This is a genomic window from Photobacterium kagoshimensis, assembly GCF_050337045.1.
GTDB lineage: Bacteria > Pseudomonadota > Gammaproteobacteria > Enterobacterales > Vibrionaceae > Photobacterium > Photobacterium kagoshimensis.
Genome location: NZ_JAKJSO010000008.1, coordinates 219,372 through 236,266, shown reverse-complemented (window position 1 = coordinate 236,266; position 16,895 = coordinate 219,372). Strand labels below are relative to the sequence as shown.

Annotated in this window: 16 protein-coding genes and 1 pseudogene; 13 read left to right on the top strand and 4 right to left on the bottom strand. The window is 43.7% G+C overall.

The annotated features are described in order from the left end of the window. Position 1 precedes the first annotated feature (1 nt). Positions 2 to 2,446 carry a phosphoenolpyruvate--protein phosphotransferase gene (gene ptsP / locus L4C35_RS01615; RefSeq protein ID WP_428461234.1) on the top strand — a complete coding sequence of 815 codons (2,445 nt, stop codon included), beginning with the start codon at positions 2 to 4 and terminating at the stop codon, positions 2,444 to 2,446. Positions 2,447 to 2,583: 137 nt separating this feature from the next. Here ptsP and dhaR read toward each other — a convergent pair whose 3' ends face one another. Continuing rightward, the gene (dhaR, locus tag L4C35_RS01610; protein ID WP_428461233.1) at positions 2,584 to 4,515 is read right to left on the bottom strand and encodes a dihydroxyacetone kinase operon transcriptional regulator DhaR; all 1,932 of its coding nucleotides are present in this window, start codon (positions 4,513 to 4,515) and stop codon (positions 2,584 to 2,586) included. A 201-nt stretch (positions 4,516 to 4,716) separates the two neighbouring features. On the opposite strand from dhaR, the gene L4C35_RS01605 reads away from it, so the two are divergent. The 10 genes and pseudogenes from L4C35_RS01605 (at position 4,717) to L4C35_RS01560 (ending at position 11,570) form a co-directional block, all read left to right on the top strand. Continuing rightward, positions 4,717 to 4,995: a DUF4242 domain-containing protein gene (locus tag L4C35_RS01605; protein ID WP_428461232.1), complete on the top strand. Its 279-nt coding sequence runs from the start codon at positions 4,717 to 4,719 to the stop codon at positions 4,993 to 4,995. Positions 4,996 to 5,163: 168 nt separating this feature from the next. Further along, positions 5,164 to 5,550: a hypothetical protein gene (locus L4C35_RS01600; RefSeq protein ID WP_428461231.1), complete on the top strand. Its 387-nt coding sequence runs from the start codon at positions 5,164 to 5,166 to the stop codon at positions 5,548 to 5,550. 57 nt (positions 5,551 to 5,607) lie between these two features. Continuing rightward, entirely contained in the window at positions 5,608 to 6,078 is a 471-nt protein-coding gene (locus tag L4C35_RS01595) for a GNAT family N-acetyltransferase (RefSeq protein ID WP_428461548.1), read from the top strand. Positions 6,079 to 6,100: 22 nt separating this feature from the next. Beyond that, positions 6,101 to 6,520 carry an NUDIX hydrolase gene (locus L4C35_RS01590; protein ID WP_428461230.1) on the top strand — a complete coding sequence of 140 codons (420 nt, stop codon included), beginning with the start codon at positions 6,101 to 6,103 and terminating at the stop codon, positions 6,518 to 6,520. 23 nt (positions 6,521 to 6,543) lie between these two features. Next, complete coding sequence (locus tag L4C35_RS01585; RefSeq protein WP_428461229.1) at positions 6,544 to 7,059, top strand: GNAT family N-acetyltransferase; 516 nt, start codon at positions 6,544 to 6,546, stop codon at positions 7,057 to 7,059. 114 nt (positions 7,060 to 7,173) lie between these two features. After that, positions 7,174 to 7,431 (top strand): annotated as a pseudogene (locus tag L4C35_RS01580) (DUF2391 family protein); the annotation flags it as partial. 325 nt (positions 7,432 to 7,756) lie between these two features. Continuing rightward, positions 7,757 to 9,139, top strand: coding sequence for a serine hydrolase domain-containing protein (locus tag L4C35_RS01575; protein ID WP_428461228.1), 1,383 nt, complete (start codon positions 7,757 to 7,759; stop codon positions 9,137 to 9,139). 82 nt (positions 9,140 to 9,221) lie between these two features. Beyond that, positions 9,222 to 10,106 (top strand): hypothetical protein, encoded by an 885-nt coding sequence (locus L4C35_RS01570; RefSeq protein WP_428461227.1) that lies wholly within the window; start codon positions 9,222 to 9,224, stop codon positions 10,104 to 10,106. A gap of 92 nt (positions 10,107 to 10,198) precedes the next feature. Beyond that, a complete protein-coding gene (locus L4C35_RS01565) occupies positions 10,199 to 11,236 on the top strand; it encodes an alpha/beta fold hydrolase (RefSeq protein ID WP_428461226.1) in 1,038 nt (345 codons plus the stop codon). Position 11,237: 1 nt separating this feature from the next. Beyond that, the gene (locus tag L4C35_RS01560; protein ID WP_428461225.1) at positions 11,238 to 11,570 is read left to right on the top strand and encodes a hypothetical protein; all 333 of its coding nucleotides are present in this window, start codon (positions 11,238 to 11,240) and stop codon (positions 11,568 to 11,570) included. Positions 11,571 to 11,688: 118 nt separating this feature from the next. On the opposite strand, the gene L4C35_RS01555 is transcribed toward L4C35_RS01560, so the two are convergent. Beyond that, on the bottom strand, positions 11,689 to 12,321 hold the full coding sequence (locus L4C35_RS01555) for an SDR family NAD(P)-dependent oxidoreductase (protein ID WP_428461224.1): 633 nt from the start codon (positions 12,319 to 12,321) through the stop codon (positions 11,689 to 11,691). A gap of 191 nt (positions 12,322 to 12,512) precedes the next feature. Here L4C35_RS01555 and def point away from each other — a divergent pair, with 191 nt between their 5' ends. After that, positions 12,513 to 13,019 (top strand): peptide deformylase, encoded by a 507-nt coding sequence (gene def, locus L4C35_RS01550; protein WP_428461223.1) that lies wholly within the window; start codon positions 12,513 to 12,515, stop codon positions 13,017 to 13,019. Positions 13,020 to 13,025: 6 nt separating this feature from the next. Then, positions 13,026 to 13,391 (top strand): hypothetical protein, encoded by a 366-nt coding sequence (locus tag L4C35_RS01545; RefSeq protein ID WP_428461222.1) that lies wholly within the window; start codon positions 13,026 to 13,028, stop codon positions 13,389 to 13,391. A gap of 148 nt (positions 13,392 to 13,539) precedes the next feature. On the opposite strand, the gene L4C35_RS01540 is transcribed toward L4C35_RS01545, so the two are convergent. Both L4C35_RS01540 and L4C35_RS01535 read right to left on the bottom strand, forming a co-directional pair. Next, the gene (locus L4C35_RS01540) at positions 13,540 to 14,034 is read right to left on the bottom strand and encodes a peptidylprolyl isomerase (protein ID WP_428461221.1); all 495 of its coding nucleotides are present in this window, start codon (positions 14,032 to 14,034) and stop codon (positions 13,540 to 13,542) included. A gap of 149 nt (positions 14,035 to 14,183) precedes the next feature. Beyond that, positions 14,184 to 16,730, bottom strand: coding sequence for an Ig-like domain-containing protein (locus tag L4C35_RS01535; protein WP_428461220.1), 2,547 nt, complete (start codon positions 16,728 to 16,730; stop codon positions 14,184 to 14,186). Positions 16,731 to 16,895 lie beyond the last annotated feature (165 nt).

Sequence of the window (16,895 nt, the reverse complement as noted above, 5' to 3'; positions counted from 1 at the left end):
CATGGTGGGTATTGTTGTAGTATCGCACAGTACATTACTGGCGCAGGGCGTGGTCGAACTGGCCACGCAAATGACTCAAGGCAAGGCTAATATTGCGATTGCCGCAGGCGTTGATGACCCTGAAAATCCTATCGGTACTGACGCGATTGCGGTGATGGCTGCGATTGAGGAAGTCTGTGATGACGATGGGGTTGTTGTGCTAATGGACTTAGGAAGCGCCTTACTTAGTACAGAAATGGCGCTTGAGTTGCTTGACCCTGAGTTAGTCGACAAAGTCTCGCTGATTTCAGCGCCAATCGTTGAAGGCACTATGGCTGCATCAGTCGCGGCAGCAGCAGGTCTGCCGCGCGAAGCTGTTATCGCTGAAGCCAGCAGTGCGCTTAATGTAAAAAAAGCGCACCTTGGTGAAACGATGGATGGCCCACAAGATGGCCTAGACAAGGATGACTCAAACTTAACATCATTAACTGCACCACAGAACTCTGGTGGCTTAACCCTCAGTTTTGAATGGCAGGTACAAAACCCACATGGACTTCATGCACGTCCTGCCGCTGCGATTGTCGGTGCACTCGCCAGTTTTGATGCGGATTTAGCACTATTTAAGGGCGAGCAACAAGCAAACGCCAAGAGCCTAAACAGTATCGCTAAATTAGGTGTACGTTGTGGTGAGTTGATCCGTTTACAAGCCAATGGTCAAATGGCACAGCAAGCGATTGACGCCTTTACCCAGCTTGCGAATGATCATTTTGGTGAAACTGCGCAAGTGGGCAGCATGCTTGTTGGTGAGGGCTGCTTCGGCGAACAGGGTGGTGAAAACCTTGAAGAAACGTTGGTACAGAGCCAAGAAAATGCGGCACCTGAAGGCGCGTTAGCGGGGATCCGTGTGAGTGACGGTGTCGCAATTGCACCAGCTGCGATTTTAAGTGTCGCGATGCCTGCAGTGCCGAAGCGTGAATTCGCGGGGGCCTCCGCTGAAATGACCGCGTTGAATAATGCTATTGCGCAGGTTCAACAAGAGCTCGCAACCGAAGCCGCTGGGCCACACGGTGCTATTTTTGAAGCGCATGGGTTAATGTTGGCGGATCCAGAGATCATCAGTGCGTTAGAGCAAATGGTCGCTGACCATGTCACATCTGAACAGGCATGGCTTGCGGTGATGGAGGCGCTAGCAGCGCAATATGCGGCCGCTGAAAGCCAGTACATGCGTGAACGTGAAGCGGATATTCGGGATATTACTCGTCGTGTCATGGTTGCGCTAACGGGTGACAAAGGCTCAGCGTTAACATTGACTGAACCTGTCGTTTTATTTGCCCGTGATCTGATGCCATCAGATGTGGCGAGTTTAGATAAATCTAAGGTGTTGGCTATCTGTTTAAGTGAAGGTGGCAAAACCTCACACAGTGCTATTTTGGCGCGCGCGATGGGGATCCCCGCCTTGGTGAAAACCAAAGGGTGTTTAGAGCAAGTTCATGCAGGAGACACAGTGATACTGGATGGATTCGCAGGGCACCTCTGGTTTGCTCCTACTGCTGATATTGCACAGGCGCTAGAGTTAAAACGTCAGCAGTGGCGTGATGACATTGAAACTAATGCGGCTAAGGCGCAAGCGGCAGCAGTCACTAAAACGGGCAACACGATTAGCGTGTTAGCCAATATCGGTGGGCCTGACGATGTCGCGCAAGCCTTGGCGTGTGGCGCAGAAGGTGTAGGACTATTTCGTACCGAGTTCTTATTCCAGCAAAGTGATGCGTTGCCGAGTGAAGAAGAGCAGTATCAAGTCTATCGTGATATCGCCGCGGCTTTTGGTGCTAAACCTGTCACAATTCGTAGCTTAGATGTGGGTGGCGATAAACCGTTAGTAGCGTATCCGATGCCTGCGGAAGAGAATCCGTTCTTAGGGCAACGTGGCGTACGTTTATGCTTGGCACACCCTGAGTTGTTTGCTACTCAACTGCGGGCAATATTACGAGCGCATGCTGAGCAGCCAAATATTCAGCTAATGATCCCAATGATTGCGACTGTGGATGAAGTGCAGCAAGTGAAAGCACTGTTAGTACAACAATGCGCGCAACTGGGGCTTAGCGATACAGGTTTGGCTGTTGGGATCATGATCGAAGTGCCTGCGGCGGTATTCAATGCCGAAGCTTTAGCCAAAGAAGTGGATTTTTTCTCTATCGGTACCAACGATTTGACTCAATATGTGATGGCAGCGGATCGGGGTAATAGTGCGATTGCTGAGTTAGTCGATTACTTCCAACCAGCCGTGATCAGCGCGATTGCTCACACATGTGATGTTGCTAACAAAGCGGGGATCAGTGTGAGTATGTGCGGTGAAATGGCTGGGGATACCAAGGCGACAGAAACGCTATTATCACTTGGCTTGAGTAAATTCAGTGCAAGTGCAGCATTGCTGCCAGCGTTAAAAGAGACGATACGTCATAGTTAAGTTTTAGTTTTAGTTTAAGTGTAAGTTTTAGTCTTATTTCTAGTCTTAAGAAATGGCCGCCACTAGTCTGGCGGCTTTTTTGTGTTTGGCCCTTAACTAGTTATGAATTAGGGGCTTATAAATTAACAGCTGATGAATTAACGGAGTTTTTCACTCAAACCGTATTTATCGATTTTGCGCCACAGCGTAGTGCGACCAATAGCGAGCGCTTTGGCCATCTCAGACATCTTACCGTCATAAGTATCCCACGCTTGAATAATGGCTTTCTTCTCTAAGGCTTCAAGGGTCAACATGGGTGAGTTGTGTTGAGGATGTCCATCTGGGTTGTGCTTAATATGATCGGGAATATCTTTGAGTTGGATCCGATTGCTACTGCGGTTGAGCAGTAACCGTTCCATACGGCTCTTTAGCTCAGGATCGTTCCCCGGCCACGCAAATGCGAGCAATACATCTAACGCCACAGGATCAATCTGAATGTGCACTTGGTGGCGTTTTTCGTAATCAGCCAAAAGGTGTTCAATATGTAAGGCGATATCCTCTTTACGCTGGCGTAATGGTGATAGCGTGAGTTCATTGTTAGAAATTGCGTAGTAGAGCTGACGGCCAAAAGAGCCTTGTGCGACGTACGCACTAAGATCAGAAGAGGTGCTGGTAATAAGCTGGAAATTTACAGGGATTAAGCGTTGGCTATCGCTGCGGCTGACTAATCCTGTTTTCAATAATTTCAGGAGCACAGATTGAAGTTCTTGGTTTAAGTATTCCACCTTTTCAAGTAACAAAGTGCCGCCGTGTGCTAACTCAAATTTAGACGGCAAACCGTTATCAGCATCAACCCCCAGTATTTCTCTACTCATCGTATCGCTGCTAAGGGTACGGCAGTTAACGGTAATAAAGGGGCCAGATTTGAACTCACACTCATTGTGAATGGCCATTGCCAGTGATGATTTCCCAACGCCTTCCTCACCACAAAGTAAAATAGGGGACTTGGATTTCACCGCGCGTTTCGCCACGGTAATTAAGTGTTTCATTTGTTTTGAACGTGCAGGCAAGGTGGCAAAGGTGTATTTAGCGCTGCCGCCAATTTGCTGTTGGGCTAACTCGCGAATTTTGTGAACAGGGTGAATAAATAATAGGGTTGAGCCATCTTGTAACTGGCTGACTGATAAAATTGCTTCAATGAAGGCGTTGTTGACTTCAACGGTGGTCAGCTTGCGATAGGCGTTTTCATGTTGTTCGAAGTAGGTCAAAATATTGGGCGCAAAGCGAATAATATCAAAGATGTTTTTGTCTATTACATTTAGGGCGCTGATCTGAAAAAGCGTCTCTGCTTGCTGACTTACCATAGTGATGCGCTGGTTGGCATCCCAGGCTAATAGGCCATCATCCATGCATGCGACCGTCGCATTGTGCATGCTGACTAGCCGATTCATATTCTCTTGTTCATACAGCAGTTGCAGTTGTAGCGAGATCTCTTTTGCGCACGAGGTAACAATCACACTGTTTTCGCGGCGATATTGGTTGGCGGTTTTTATCAGTGCCATGGTGCCACGAAGTTTCCCGAACGAATCAAAAATTGGTGCGGCACAGGCACCGTAGGGGTGCAGTGAACGATTGAAATGGTTAGCTGCAAAGACTTCAGAAGGAAGGTGAGTGTCTATACATAAGCTAATAGCATTGGTGCCAATTTTACCTTCTGAAAAAAAACAGCCTTGTACTATACCTAAGGTTTCTAACTCATCGACTAAATCAGGGTGTCCGATTCGCTTTAACACACAGCCATTGTCGTCAGTAATGAGTAATACAATAGGTTCATGAACTAGCAGATCAAAGGTATCTTCAACAACTGTGGTCGCACATTGGATAAGGTTCTCATTACGCTTTATTAGGGAGTTGAGGGTAGAACCAGACGCCACATGCGGTGGAGACCAATGTGTAGCGCTGCACTGTTTAACGCAGCGTTGCCATGAAGCAAAACATTGCGTTTGTGAAAATTCAGGTGAGACCCAATGGTGTTTATGGAAGAATTCCCAGCAATTTAGGCTGGAATCGATGCAATAAGCCGATGGCATGAAATGTATACCAGCAAAAAGTAATCAAACATTTTATCGTGACGATGAAATGGGTAACGTGACCATACTCCCATATGTATTCTTGGGGGGTAACAACGGGAAGTCGTGTTTGATGCGCGGACTGGTTTTCTGGCACTCGTATTTTTTAGATGAGAATCTCTCCTTTAGACTAGACTTTATGTGGATCGAAAGGAGGTATTTATGCCTAAATATGTCATAGAAAGAGAGGTCGAAGGCGCAGGAGATCTTACTTCTGAGGAGCTACAGGGCATCTCTCAAAAATCATGTAGTGTTCTAGAGGCATTAGGACCGAAAATTCAGTGGTTAGAAACTTTCGTTACTACGAATAAGATTTATTGTGTTTTTATTGCTGATGATGAAGATCTAGTTCGAAAACATGCTGAAATGGGCGAGTTTCCAATTAGCCAAGTTAATGAGGTTAAGTCAGTTATTGACCCTACGACGGCAGAAGTCGCTTAAATTAGATGATTAAAAGTATTGGCAATACAATACTAACCAGGTATTTAATAGGGTTCAAACCGCGAGGTATTCGTGATTTGGACCCATTTTTGTTTTTATCATAAGGGTTTACATTTGGTGGCTACGTTGTTTTCATCATTATAGAACGTTATTTTAAAGGGAGACCTTGTGTTTAAAGATAGCCATATATACTTTCGAATCAGAAAAGGCGAAGCTCAGATCACGCATGTAGAAAGTGGTCAGTCGGAAACGAGGGCGTGCGATGCCTTGGCGCACCCTCGAACGTTAATGGGTGATTTTTATGAAATCGAAAGCTGCTTAAAAGAGCTTGTAAAACAAGTTGTTCCAAAATCATTACTTTCATCAGCCCCAATTGCAATTGTTCAGCTTTTGGATGCTTCTGAAGGTGACTATACCAATGTTGAAATACGCGCTTTTCGAGAGGCAGTGCTAGGTGCAGGGGCTAAACGTGTGTTTTTCCCTGAATCAAAGCTTTTACTTTCCGCATCAGAGATTAAAAACAAGAAATTTGTAGAGCTACGAAACAACGTATAATAATGAAAGTAAAACGCTTTAGTAATTTTAGCACCTCGGTTGTATAGAGAATTTATGATGAATATAGTGAAAGTTGATAACAGTAATGAGCAGGTATATGCGAATTTATACCAAGGCTATGCGGCAGAGTTTTCAAAGATTATTGGGGACAAGCCTGATGAAAATGGTTTGTTTGAAATATATCCCAAAATCGGAAACAAGGTCACGGGTTACCTATTGTATATAGACGGTGTACCTGCGGCTCTTACTGCAATCGAAGACAAGTCATCCCAAGAGTTTGAGATTTGTGATTTTTATGTAGTGCCATATTTTCGTAAGAATAAGGTGGGAAAGCAGTTCATTTCGACGCTTTTTGAGCGACTTGAAGGTTCTTGGGAAATCAAGCAAGTCGCGGGTGCTGATCATGCGGTGAAGTTTTGGCGTGATGTCGTAAATGACTATACATCGGGGAATTATGAAGAAGACAAATACCTTGATGATAAGTGGGGTTTAGTTACTAGGCAGTGCTTTAATCATACTCAAAAGTAATGAGAGAATATAAAGAATCAAAATGGATAAAGTAATTGATAAGCTGGCTTGGTTATATATTCGTGATGGTAAGTTACTTACTGTAAGGTCAAAAGGTAAAACGCTATTCTATTTACCGGGTGGAAAGCGTGAACTGGGCGAAACTGATGAGCAAGCACTAATACGCGAAATCAAAGAAGAGATTTCTGTCGATTTAGTCTCAGATACCATTAAGTATGTTGACACCTTTACGGCGCAAGCCGATGGTAAAGATGATGGTGTGTTCGTTCAATTGACGTGTTATGTCGCGGAATATTCAGGAGAATTAAGCCCTGATGCCGAAATTGAAGAGCTGAAATTTGTGGATGGTGATGATTTCGCTATTTGTTCACTTGCAACTAAAGTCGCGATGGATTGGCTAGTGGCGAAGGCATGGGTTGCTGAAGCTAGTGTTAACGAATAGTCTTTGAGTACTAAGGATGGGAAATGCAGAAGGATATTGAAACGCATAGGCTTGTATTACGAGCCTTTAAGCTCAGTGATAGTGAACGAGTGGCTAGGTTAGCCGGTGAAAAGGTCATTGCTGATATGACGGCCAATATTCCTCATCCTTATGAGCCTGCTATGGCATACGACTGGATTCAAACACACCAAGCACAGTTTATTGAAGGTGAAAGCGTGGTTTACGCCATCACGTTGAAAGACTGTGACGATATTATTGGAGCTGTCGGTTTTCCTTTATTGGACAGGGGTTTAGGTGTTTTAGGTTATTGGCTTGGTGTGCCGTTTTGGGGGCAGGGAATCGCTTTTGAAGCAGCGGAGGCGTTGGTTGAGTTTTATAAATCACATCATGGCCTTACAGAGCTTCATGTTATGCATTTAGCTGAAAATGAACGGTCTAAATCCGTGATTCGAAAGCTGGGCGTTGGCTATGTAGAAAATATGATGCGACATATGCACGGACAGGCTCGTGAGGTTTGCGTGTATAAATCAGTTCTCTAGCCTATTTTGTTATGACTTCAGATTGATAATTGTGATCGAAATATTGAGCCTCACGTTTACTATTGTATCTGCTTAGGAATAGCACGAGACAATAGATGGTGAGGGCGTATGAACATGTTATCTGTTACTTTCCTGACCTTATATACCTATGAAAGCGTGTTTCAGCGCAATGTTAGCCAGAGAAAGCTTGTTTTTATTTTCCGTATTGTTGTTGCCTATTTGATGGCAGCTTTCGTCGTGGCTTTGGTGTTGTTCTGTTTAGACAAATTACCGTTAATGAGTGACCCTCTGGTGGCACTAAAGCGCATTATCGTGATCACTATGCCAGCTTCGATGGGGGCGATCGTCGTGGATAGCTTCGATAAGGAATAATGCTCTATGCAGTTGTAGCTAGATAACGCGGCGATCTGCTGCGAGCGCTTGTATGTAAACTTGTCCTTGAATCAATACGATTTAGGGGGATCAATGGATTGCTGTCATCAATAGTTGCAGTCAATATTTCGACCCATATCAATATTGTTATCCTGATGAAGTCAGTTTTTGTTTCGCATTTATGACACAATTATTGAGTAAATTGTGGTGGGCGTTGCGACGATTAAAATTTAGATAATTCATTACTTTTCAATTATCTAAAAGATAAATCAATCGTCAAAGAGATAGCCACGATTCGTAGCAAAGCCTTATCAATGGAGTGTTTATGTGGGCTGATAGATTGCGTCGTATGTCGAAGAATAACAGCAAAAACCTTGGTTTAGTTTTACCCATCCTCTTAATGCCGAGTCTGGCCTTTTCTGCAACTACGTTCGATAAAGATAAAATGGATCGGTATTTGAAGTCGCTTGCTGAGCATAATAAGGCAACCTTGAGTGTTGTCTTAACTGAAAAAGGAGAGGTCATTTATAGTAAGCAAACCCTGCTCTCCAAAGAGGCTGCAAAGTTCACGAGTGATGAAAAGTTATATAAGGCGGGTTCTATTACTAAAACCTTCACCTCGGTTTTAGTGTTCCAGCTGATCGAGCGAGGTAAGCTGACGTTAGCAACACCTCTTTCTGATTTTTATCCTCAGATTAAGAATGCTTCTAAAATAACCATAGGGCAGATGCTCTCGCATCGAAGTGGTATTTTTAACTACACCAATGATCCTGCGTTTAACGCTTACTTTACCCAGTATCAAGATAAAAAAGAGATGCTGGAAAAAATAGCAGCGTTCTCGCCGACATTTGAACCTGATTCTAGCTATGAGTATTCCAATTCAAATTATGCACTACTGGGTTATATATTAGAGGATGTAACAGGAAAATCTTATACCCAATTAGTGCAAGATCGTATTATCAATAAACTGGGTTTAGCACATACTGTATATTGTGCAGAAAGGAAGGATTGTGGGCGTAAACAACAGTCTTTTTATTTCGATAATAACGAATGGCATTTAGCTACTCAGTGGTCAATGAGTGTGGCCAATAGTGCTGGTGCAGTATTGTCGACGCCTTATGATTTAACACGGTTTATGCGCGCTCTATTCAAAGGTGAATTGGTCTCTAGACAGTCCCTGGCTTTAATGAAAGGGATAACAAATACCACGAGTAAAGGGCTTTTTAAGTTACCGTTTTATAATAAATACAGTTATGGGCACAGAGGGTTAATAGAGGGCTTTCAGTCTGATATGAGCTATTTTGAAAGTGATGATTTTGCTTTTGCGATTAATACCGATGCACTGAATTATAACTTCAACGATATCACCATCGCTATTTTGAATATCTATTATAATCGACCTTTTGAGTTGCCGGATTTTGACCGAAAGCCTATTACTTTAGACGTGAGTCAGCTAAAAAAATACCAAGGTAATTTTTCATCGCCTAATTCCAATGTGGATATTAAGGTTTTTGTTCAAGGTAATGCATTGATGGTGCAAGCGACGGGGCAGGAGGCTTTAGTTGTAGAGCCTTTTAGCTTACATGAATTTGAATACAAACCCGCTGGTATTTTGTGCAAGTTTGCAAAAACAGTCGACGGAGGTGTTAATTACACCAAATTCACCGTACACCAAGGTGATTGGGTATCAAATTATCAGAAGCAATAACAAGGTTAATACCGACCTAGATAGAGATCGTTCAGTTATTTAGGTTGGGTATTAGTATTCACTAGTTATCATTGAGGAAATAATGGACACTTTCGTTCAAAATGGAATTTTAGCGTTAGCGAATGTAGTTGAGCAGGAAAGTACAGGTTGGATAAATGGTCATGTTGGTGCGTCTCTATTGGCTGGAGCGGCTTTGTTGAAGAGTGGTTATCTTTCAGATGCAGCTTATGAGAGTTTACTGCTAAGGTTGCATTTGCAATCTGAAGAAGCGGCTTATTTATTAAAACCACTTGCACTTAGCCAACTAACAAAAGATTACACGCCTGTTATTGATGCGATAGCGAAAAACACACAACAACTAAGCCGTTCAGGGCATGGTGTTATTTATGGTGCTTTGTTTCTAAGGGCTGTCTCAGATAATAATCTTAGAGTGAGTGAAAATATTGTACTGAATGTCGCTCAACTCATTTCAAATTGTTCTGCTGATAATTGGGGGCGGTATTTTGGCGTTGCTGATTATCGCTTATTCCATTCTCAAGCGCGCCATACACTGCAGCACTTGGAGAAGACGCCAGTTGATATTAATGCATTATGTGAACTCGCAATTAAGCGCAGTGTTAATCATGTCTATTTTGATACCGATGCGCATTTTTTTACTGGTGAGAAAATCCATGGAATTACACATGCCCATGCTATTTATTTGCTGCATTCGCTGGGTTATACCGAGTTAGCAAAGCAAGCGATGCCCATGCTTTTAATGCAGCTTGAACTGAATGATTTAAGGCCTGAGTCGGGTATTACTCGCGTTAAGCCAAAGCGGTTAGATCTATCGGATCCAACGGTATGGGGTGTGGGCTATACAAATGAACATCAGATAAAACTAGCGCAAAGTTATGTTGAATTATCTCAGGCATTAACCCTACCGTTATCAGTATTAGATGGCTTATGGGGTGGAGTGGTGGATTAATATTCTTATTTATATAGCTTGCTGTTTGAGTGCAGGGCATATTTTATGAAGTCCCTGCCAATATAGAATTGTTAAATTAGAAGGACGTAGCAATGACAACAAAATCGCAGTATTTGCAAAAATCTTATGGTTTTAGATGGTGGCTGATAAGAGTATTGATTTCTGTACTTGTTATTATGCTCGTTGCTTTTTCTTATCTTTTATTTGTTGGTTCATCGGCTAAATCAAAGCTAATAGAAGGAAACCCTGCGCCAGGGCGTCTCGTTGATGTTGGTGGCTACAAGATGCACATTAACTGTATGGGAGAAGGGTCTCCGACAGTGATAATGGAAGCAGGGGCTGGTGACTTTTCTGTGTCTTGGGCGGCTGTTCAACCGACAGTAAGCCAAACAACCCGAGTGTGTTCTTACGATCGTGCAGGCTTTGGTTGGAGTGAGCCAAATGTTGAGCAAGCACGAACAAGTCAGACGATGGTTCAAGAGCTCGAAACCTTGCTTGCTAATGCCAACATCGACGACCAGTTAGTCTTGGTGGGACACTCATTCGGCGGCCTTAATGTTCGCTTATTTGCGGATCGTCACCTCGATAGAGTCGCAGGTGTTGTGTTGGTGGATGCATTGCATGAAGATGTTTCGCCTGAAATGCAGCGTATTAATTCAGAGGCCCAAGTGGCTTTAGTCGAAGAACTTCGCGTTGTTTCCGTCTTACAGTCGATAGGACTTTTAGCACTATCACCAGAAGAGATCCCAGAGCAGGGGTTGCCTAGTGAAGCCATGGCGCAGTACCGTGCAATATTAGCCACAGGGAGCCAATTGGAGACTATGATTGCTGAATTAAGTGCCATCGAAAACAGCCTGACTTATGCGCGTAGTCTTGATCTGAAGCACTTAGATAATATTCCTGTCGCGGTACTGACAGCAACGCACCGTAATCAGCCTTCTTTATCGGAAGAGCAGAATAAGCAGATGGCGAAAGATTGGAACAAGATGCAAATAGCCCAGAGTAAATTGTCGTCGGAGAGTTACTTTGTCTCTACATCGAAAAGTGGCCATTACATTCAACTGGAACAACCCGAACTTGTTATTCGTACCATCAACAAGCTGGTTACAAGGGCGCGTTATAAGGGCTAGAATGATGTTACTTGTACCCACGATAGCGATTTTAGTTTTATATTTTTACTTTTATGGTATTGAAGGTCTTAATTTTCATGTCATCTCTGCCGTCGTTGTTATGGCTATGTATTTATTATTGTTTTATATCGCTTCACCATCAGGTTTGCAGTACAGCGGTTCAAAAATGGGAGGCTTATATATATGTCTTCCAGTTCTGTCATTTGGGGCATTAGTTTTTGCTGATACGGATGAAAACAGTCATGAACAAAAATGGTGTTTTGTTCTTGGAGGATGGTTTGGGCTGCTAACAGCCTTATCATTTCTCGTTTTCTTTAAGTTTTATTATTGGTGATAAAAATAGGTATCGTTTACTCTGTTTGGCATAAAAGTGATGGCGTATTAAGAAGTAAAACCCAGCGAAAGGCTGGGCTTTACTGGATCTCTGTATCTATCGCGTTACAAATCTCGCGTTACCAAGTTAATGTCGGGTCGATACATTGATAGATCTCACCGATGCTGGCTTTATCAGTGAGTAATTGTAAAGCGAGCCTTGCAACTTCACTACGGTGGATCAAACCGTGAACTTCAGTGTGTTGAGAAAGCTCACCATGATTGGTGACGTCTCCATCTTTTAAGCCACCAGGGCGCAAAATAGTGTAATCCAGTGCGCTCGACTGAAGCCAAGCTTCGGCTAATGATTTTTCACGAACCGCAGCCCCAAAGCCTTTTTTGGCAGCGTCAGAAAGGTACTGCCAAGAATCGCCACAACCGAGAGAGGTCACAAGCAAGAAACGTTTGATATCGTGTTGTTCCAATGCGTTGATTAAATGTCGATGCCCAATGTAATCAACAGGCACCTCGGCATGAAAACTACCCATAGTAGAAACAACCCAAGCATCGGCTGGCAATGCTGCTACCGCTCTTTCAATTTGCTGGGCATCGGTTGCATCACAGCTAATAGATGGGATCCCTAATTCTTGAAGGCGAGGATTTTTCGATGGGGTACGCGCAACGGCAATGACGTTCGTTCCTTGGCTGTGGAAGAAATCGACCATGGCTGCGCCTAAGCCACTTGCCGCTCCCCAAACAACAATCGTATTCATAGTTAACTCTCTTTTTGATAATGAGAATAGTTTACATACTTACTGGCAAATTGCGAGCTATCATCAATGAGTGTGCTTATGAGTTTTATATATCCCTATATGAGATCACAAAATGAGTGCGTTTGTACGCAAACATAGAAAGCCTGTAATATCATGAAGATGAATAAAAAACACAAGGTTGAAGAAGTGCTATGGCTATTTTAGATATTCTGACAATTCCAGACCCAAGACTCAAAATTCCAGCAAAGCCGGTAACGGATATTGCCGCTGTTCAACCTTTCATTGATGATTTGCTAGCAACCATGTATTCGACAAGTGATGGTATTGGATTAGCTGCAACACAGGTTGGTAGCACCAATGCCATTGTTGTTATCGATATTTCAGAAAATCGCGATGAACCTTTGGTGCTAATTAACCCTGAAGTCGTGAGCGGTAGCGATAAAGCGATGGGGCAAGAGGGGTGCTTGTCAGTACCTGGTTATTACGCCGACGTAGAACGTTACACCTCTGTTGTGGTCTCTGCTCTAGACCGTAACGGTGAGCAAATTACAATCGAAAATAGTGAATTTCTTGCTGTGGTCATGCAGCATGAAATTGATCATTTAAAAGGGAATTTGTTCATTGATTACCTCTCACCATTAAAGCGAACAATGGCATTAAAAAAAGTTAAGAAGACCCTGAAAGCGCGAGCGGAGTAGTGGCAAATGGATAATTTGTTTACTTATATCGCTGCGATTAAAGGGCACCGAACAGTTGTTTCGATTATTCATCGAACAGTGAACGCTCATCATTATATAGATGGTGATATTGCTGTGGATGAAGAGCTGACATCTTATACTTTCGATAATGGTGTTGTTATTCAGTACCACGCAGAGAAAGACAGCGTACTCGATATCGCCATTGGCGAGAATGGCACGGTGGATAATCAGGTGTGTGAAGAGTGTTGGATTAGCTATCAAGTCGTTGAATCTGGTATTTACGCGATCAGGCCGACTAAGAAAGTGTTTTATAACATATGCCAAGAAGCGTTTTGGATGAAGATTCAATTAGAACAACAGCTAGCACATTAAAGTGACTGCTGACGATCAGCATGACGTAGGTTTAGGTCGTTGCGATATGTGCTGAACTTAAAAGTAACTTATATATGATTAAAAAGGATTATAAACGCATTGTCGCAGAATGAGAGTGCCATCTTCTTATGGCACTCTTAATCGTGTTTTATTCTTTAATGGTTACTTTTTCAATCACAATGGCTTCGCTAGGTACATCATCGTGACCACGCTTACAGGTTGTGCGTACAACAGCCATTTTCTTCACGACATCCATACCCGCTGTTACTTTACCAAACACACAGTAACCCCAACCCATGTTGGTTGTCGCAGTGTGATCCAAGAAGTCGTTATCATCTAGGTTGATAAAAAACTGTGCTGTCGCTGAATGCGGGGCATCAGTACGCGCCATTGCGATAGAGCCAATCACGTTTTTCAGACCACGGTTTGCTTCATTAGCAATAGGATCATGGGTTGGCTTTTCAGTCATATCAGCGGTGTGACCGCCACCTTGGACCATAAAGCCTTTAATCACACGGTGGAAAATAGTGCCTTCGTAGAAACCTTCCTGACAATATTTAAGAAAGTTCTTACAAGTAACAGGTGCGCGCTCCATGTTTAGCTCAATTTCGATGTCGCCCATGTTGGTGCTTAAAATAATCATTTGGTTTAACCGTGTTGATAGGTATTTAGCGGCGCAGTATACGGAATTACCTTGTTAAGCGTAAAGTTATAAAAGAAAACGCTCAGTAAAGACTGAGCGTTTATTGCGTTTTAACGTCATAAATACAATGACATTAAGTTTGGTGAATACTACTGTGCATTCATCGCTTTTAATTTATCACCGACAGGGCCAGAGAAGTTGTAGCCGTCGTGCTCATCCCAATTGATAGACCATGTCATCACGCCACCGAAGTTAGGGTAAAGCTTAGTTGGAACCACGTTGCCACACTTGGTACCTTTGGTCGCACAATCAAGTGCATCCAAGATATTTTGCGTTGGCGCTTGGCCTGAGTTCGCAGAGCTAGGGCCTGATGGTAAACCGTAAGCGACTTGGTCATCACGCAGTGGCGCAAATTGTGTCCCATCTGCCAGTGTAAAGCCTTCTACCAGCATACGTGCTGATGCAACCATCATGTCCACAGAACCTTCAGGTGCAGAGCTTCCGTTCATGTATGGGTTAGGTAAACCACCGTTGTTGTATAGTTGAACATGGAGTAGGTCGAGGGTATCGCGTAGTTCGTTAATCAATGGAATGTAAGCCCCCCAAATACCGCTATAAGCCACCATACCACCTTGAACATATGGGTGTTCTGGTGCCATCGTTAGGTACATATCGCCACCCATATTGGCTTCGATTTGTTTGAGTGCTCGCGGTAAACGTGCTTGGATTTGCGTGCCATGAAGTAAGTTAGAACCACTTTCTAGGTCAACGTCTAATCCATCAAAGCCCCATTCTTGAATAATGCTGGTTAAGCTACTTACAAAGTTCGCTTCATCAGTATCAGTATTTAAGGTGATGGTGCCTTCCGCGCCACCCAGTGACAGCACGATCACTTTGCCTTGTGCTTGTAGCTCGCGAACGTCTTGTTTAAAGAGTTCAGGACTTAATGCAGGGCAGCTGCTGTGCATGTCGCCAGCGTACAAGTTGAAGTGCACTGTACCGTCACTGTTACGATCATTGTCTGCAAAGGCAATATCAATAATATCCCAAGCAGGTGAAATTTCACGTAAGCGGATAGGGCAACCAGCACCGTTTACAAAGTTGTGCCAGTAACCGATGAGGTTATGTTTTACTGCTGATTGCTCGACAACTTTAACAGAAGCCGCAGCTGATAGTGCCGTTGCACCAAGTGTATCTGTCGCCATGGCAGTGACGGTGTAACTACCAGCGGAGCCTGCTGTCCAATTGGCTTGGTAAGGTGCCGTGGTGTCAGATGCAACAATGTTACCGTTAACTAAGAAGTCCACTTTTTGGATTGCGCCATTAATGGCAGAAGCCGTTGCTGAAAGATTAAATGCTTTTCCTAAGGTAACGGTTGACCCGCTTACTGGTGAGGTCAAACTGGTGACTAATGCTTGATCGCTTACACTGACGAGCACCGATGATTCTGCATTATTGCCTTCGTTATCCGTTGCGATAGCCTTCAAGCTGACATCACCTAACCCTGTTGCAAGCCAATCTGCCGTATACGGCGCAGTTGTGTCTGTACCTAGATTGTCATTGCCAGCAAAGAACTGAACCTGAGTGACACTGCCGTCGGCATCGGAGGCAGAAGCGGCTACCGTGACATTCGAGCCAGCAAGGATAATGCTGTTATTTGCTGGGGAGGTAATCGCCACTTCAGGCACTATGGCGCAGATGCCTAAATCACTCCAAGCATCTGTCCAATGTTGGCCATTACCAGGTTCATAAGCCCACGCTGCGTTGGATGAACACCAGCCAGCCACATCACAGCGATACTTATGGTTTAAGTTTTGTACTGTGTCACCAACTTGGTAGCTGTGTCCTGCGGTGTAGGTTGGAATGCCTTGGCATCCACCGCTCTCAGAACCACCAGAGACTGCCACTATGATTGTTTCGCTAAATGTTGCCGCATTTTCATTATCGATCGCTTTTGCTTTAAAACTACGCGTACCTTGTTGGGCAACCCAAGTGTGTTCGTAAGGCGCTGCGCTATCACTGCCGACTAAACTGTCATCAATATAGAAATCAACCTGTGAAATCGTGCCATCTTTGTCAGTGGCAGAAGCGGCAAGAGTGAGGTTGTCATTGACTCTAATTTGAGATGTGCTGGTTGGGTTCGTCAGGTTAATTTCTGGCGGTAAGTTGTTGGTCGCATTGGTGACGGAAACATTGACGGTTTTGCTGCTGGTCGCGCCTTGGTTATCAGTCACTTTTGCTTCAATGGCATGGTTACCTGTTTGTGCGAGCCAATCAAGCGTATAGGGGGCAGTTGTAATTAGCGCTAAAGATGTGCCATTTAATAGGAATTCAACGCTCTCGACAGTCCCGTCGGGATCACTTGCAGAGGCACTAAGTACAACGTTATCACCCGTAGTGAAGTGCGCATTGCTTAGTGGCGAAGTAACAGTAATGCTGGGTGGTTGATTACTCGGTGTGCCGTTACATTGGCCCAATGCAGACCACTCTTGCCATTGTCCTGAGTGTGCTGAAGGTTCATTTCCTTTCGTCCACCAGTTGGCTTTGTACACAAGACTACTGCTTTGTACTTGATCATTCGTGCTGTAGGCAGTGCGACTATCCCAGTTCTCAATCTGGGAGCAGTCCATGGCATTAGCTTGCCCAATAGTGCTTAAACTACCAATGATGGCGCAAGCGATTAACGATTTTTGCATCATAATATCCCTATCAAATAGTGAATGTAATTACTGATGAAGATTGTTGTTTTTTTCTGCTAAAAAAGAGGTCACAACGAAGACGTAAATTAAAACTCTTACAAGCTCAATCATTAGCTTATTTAGGCCAAAAGAAGAGGTGTTTTTTAAATTAGATTCAATAAT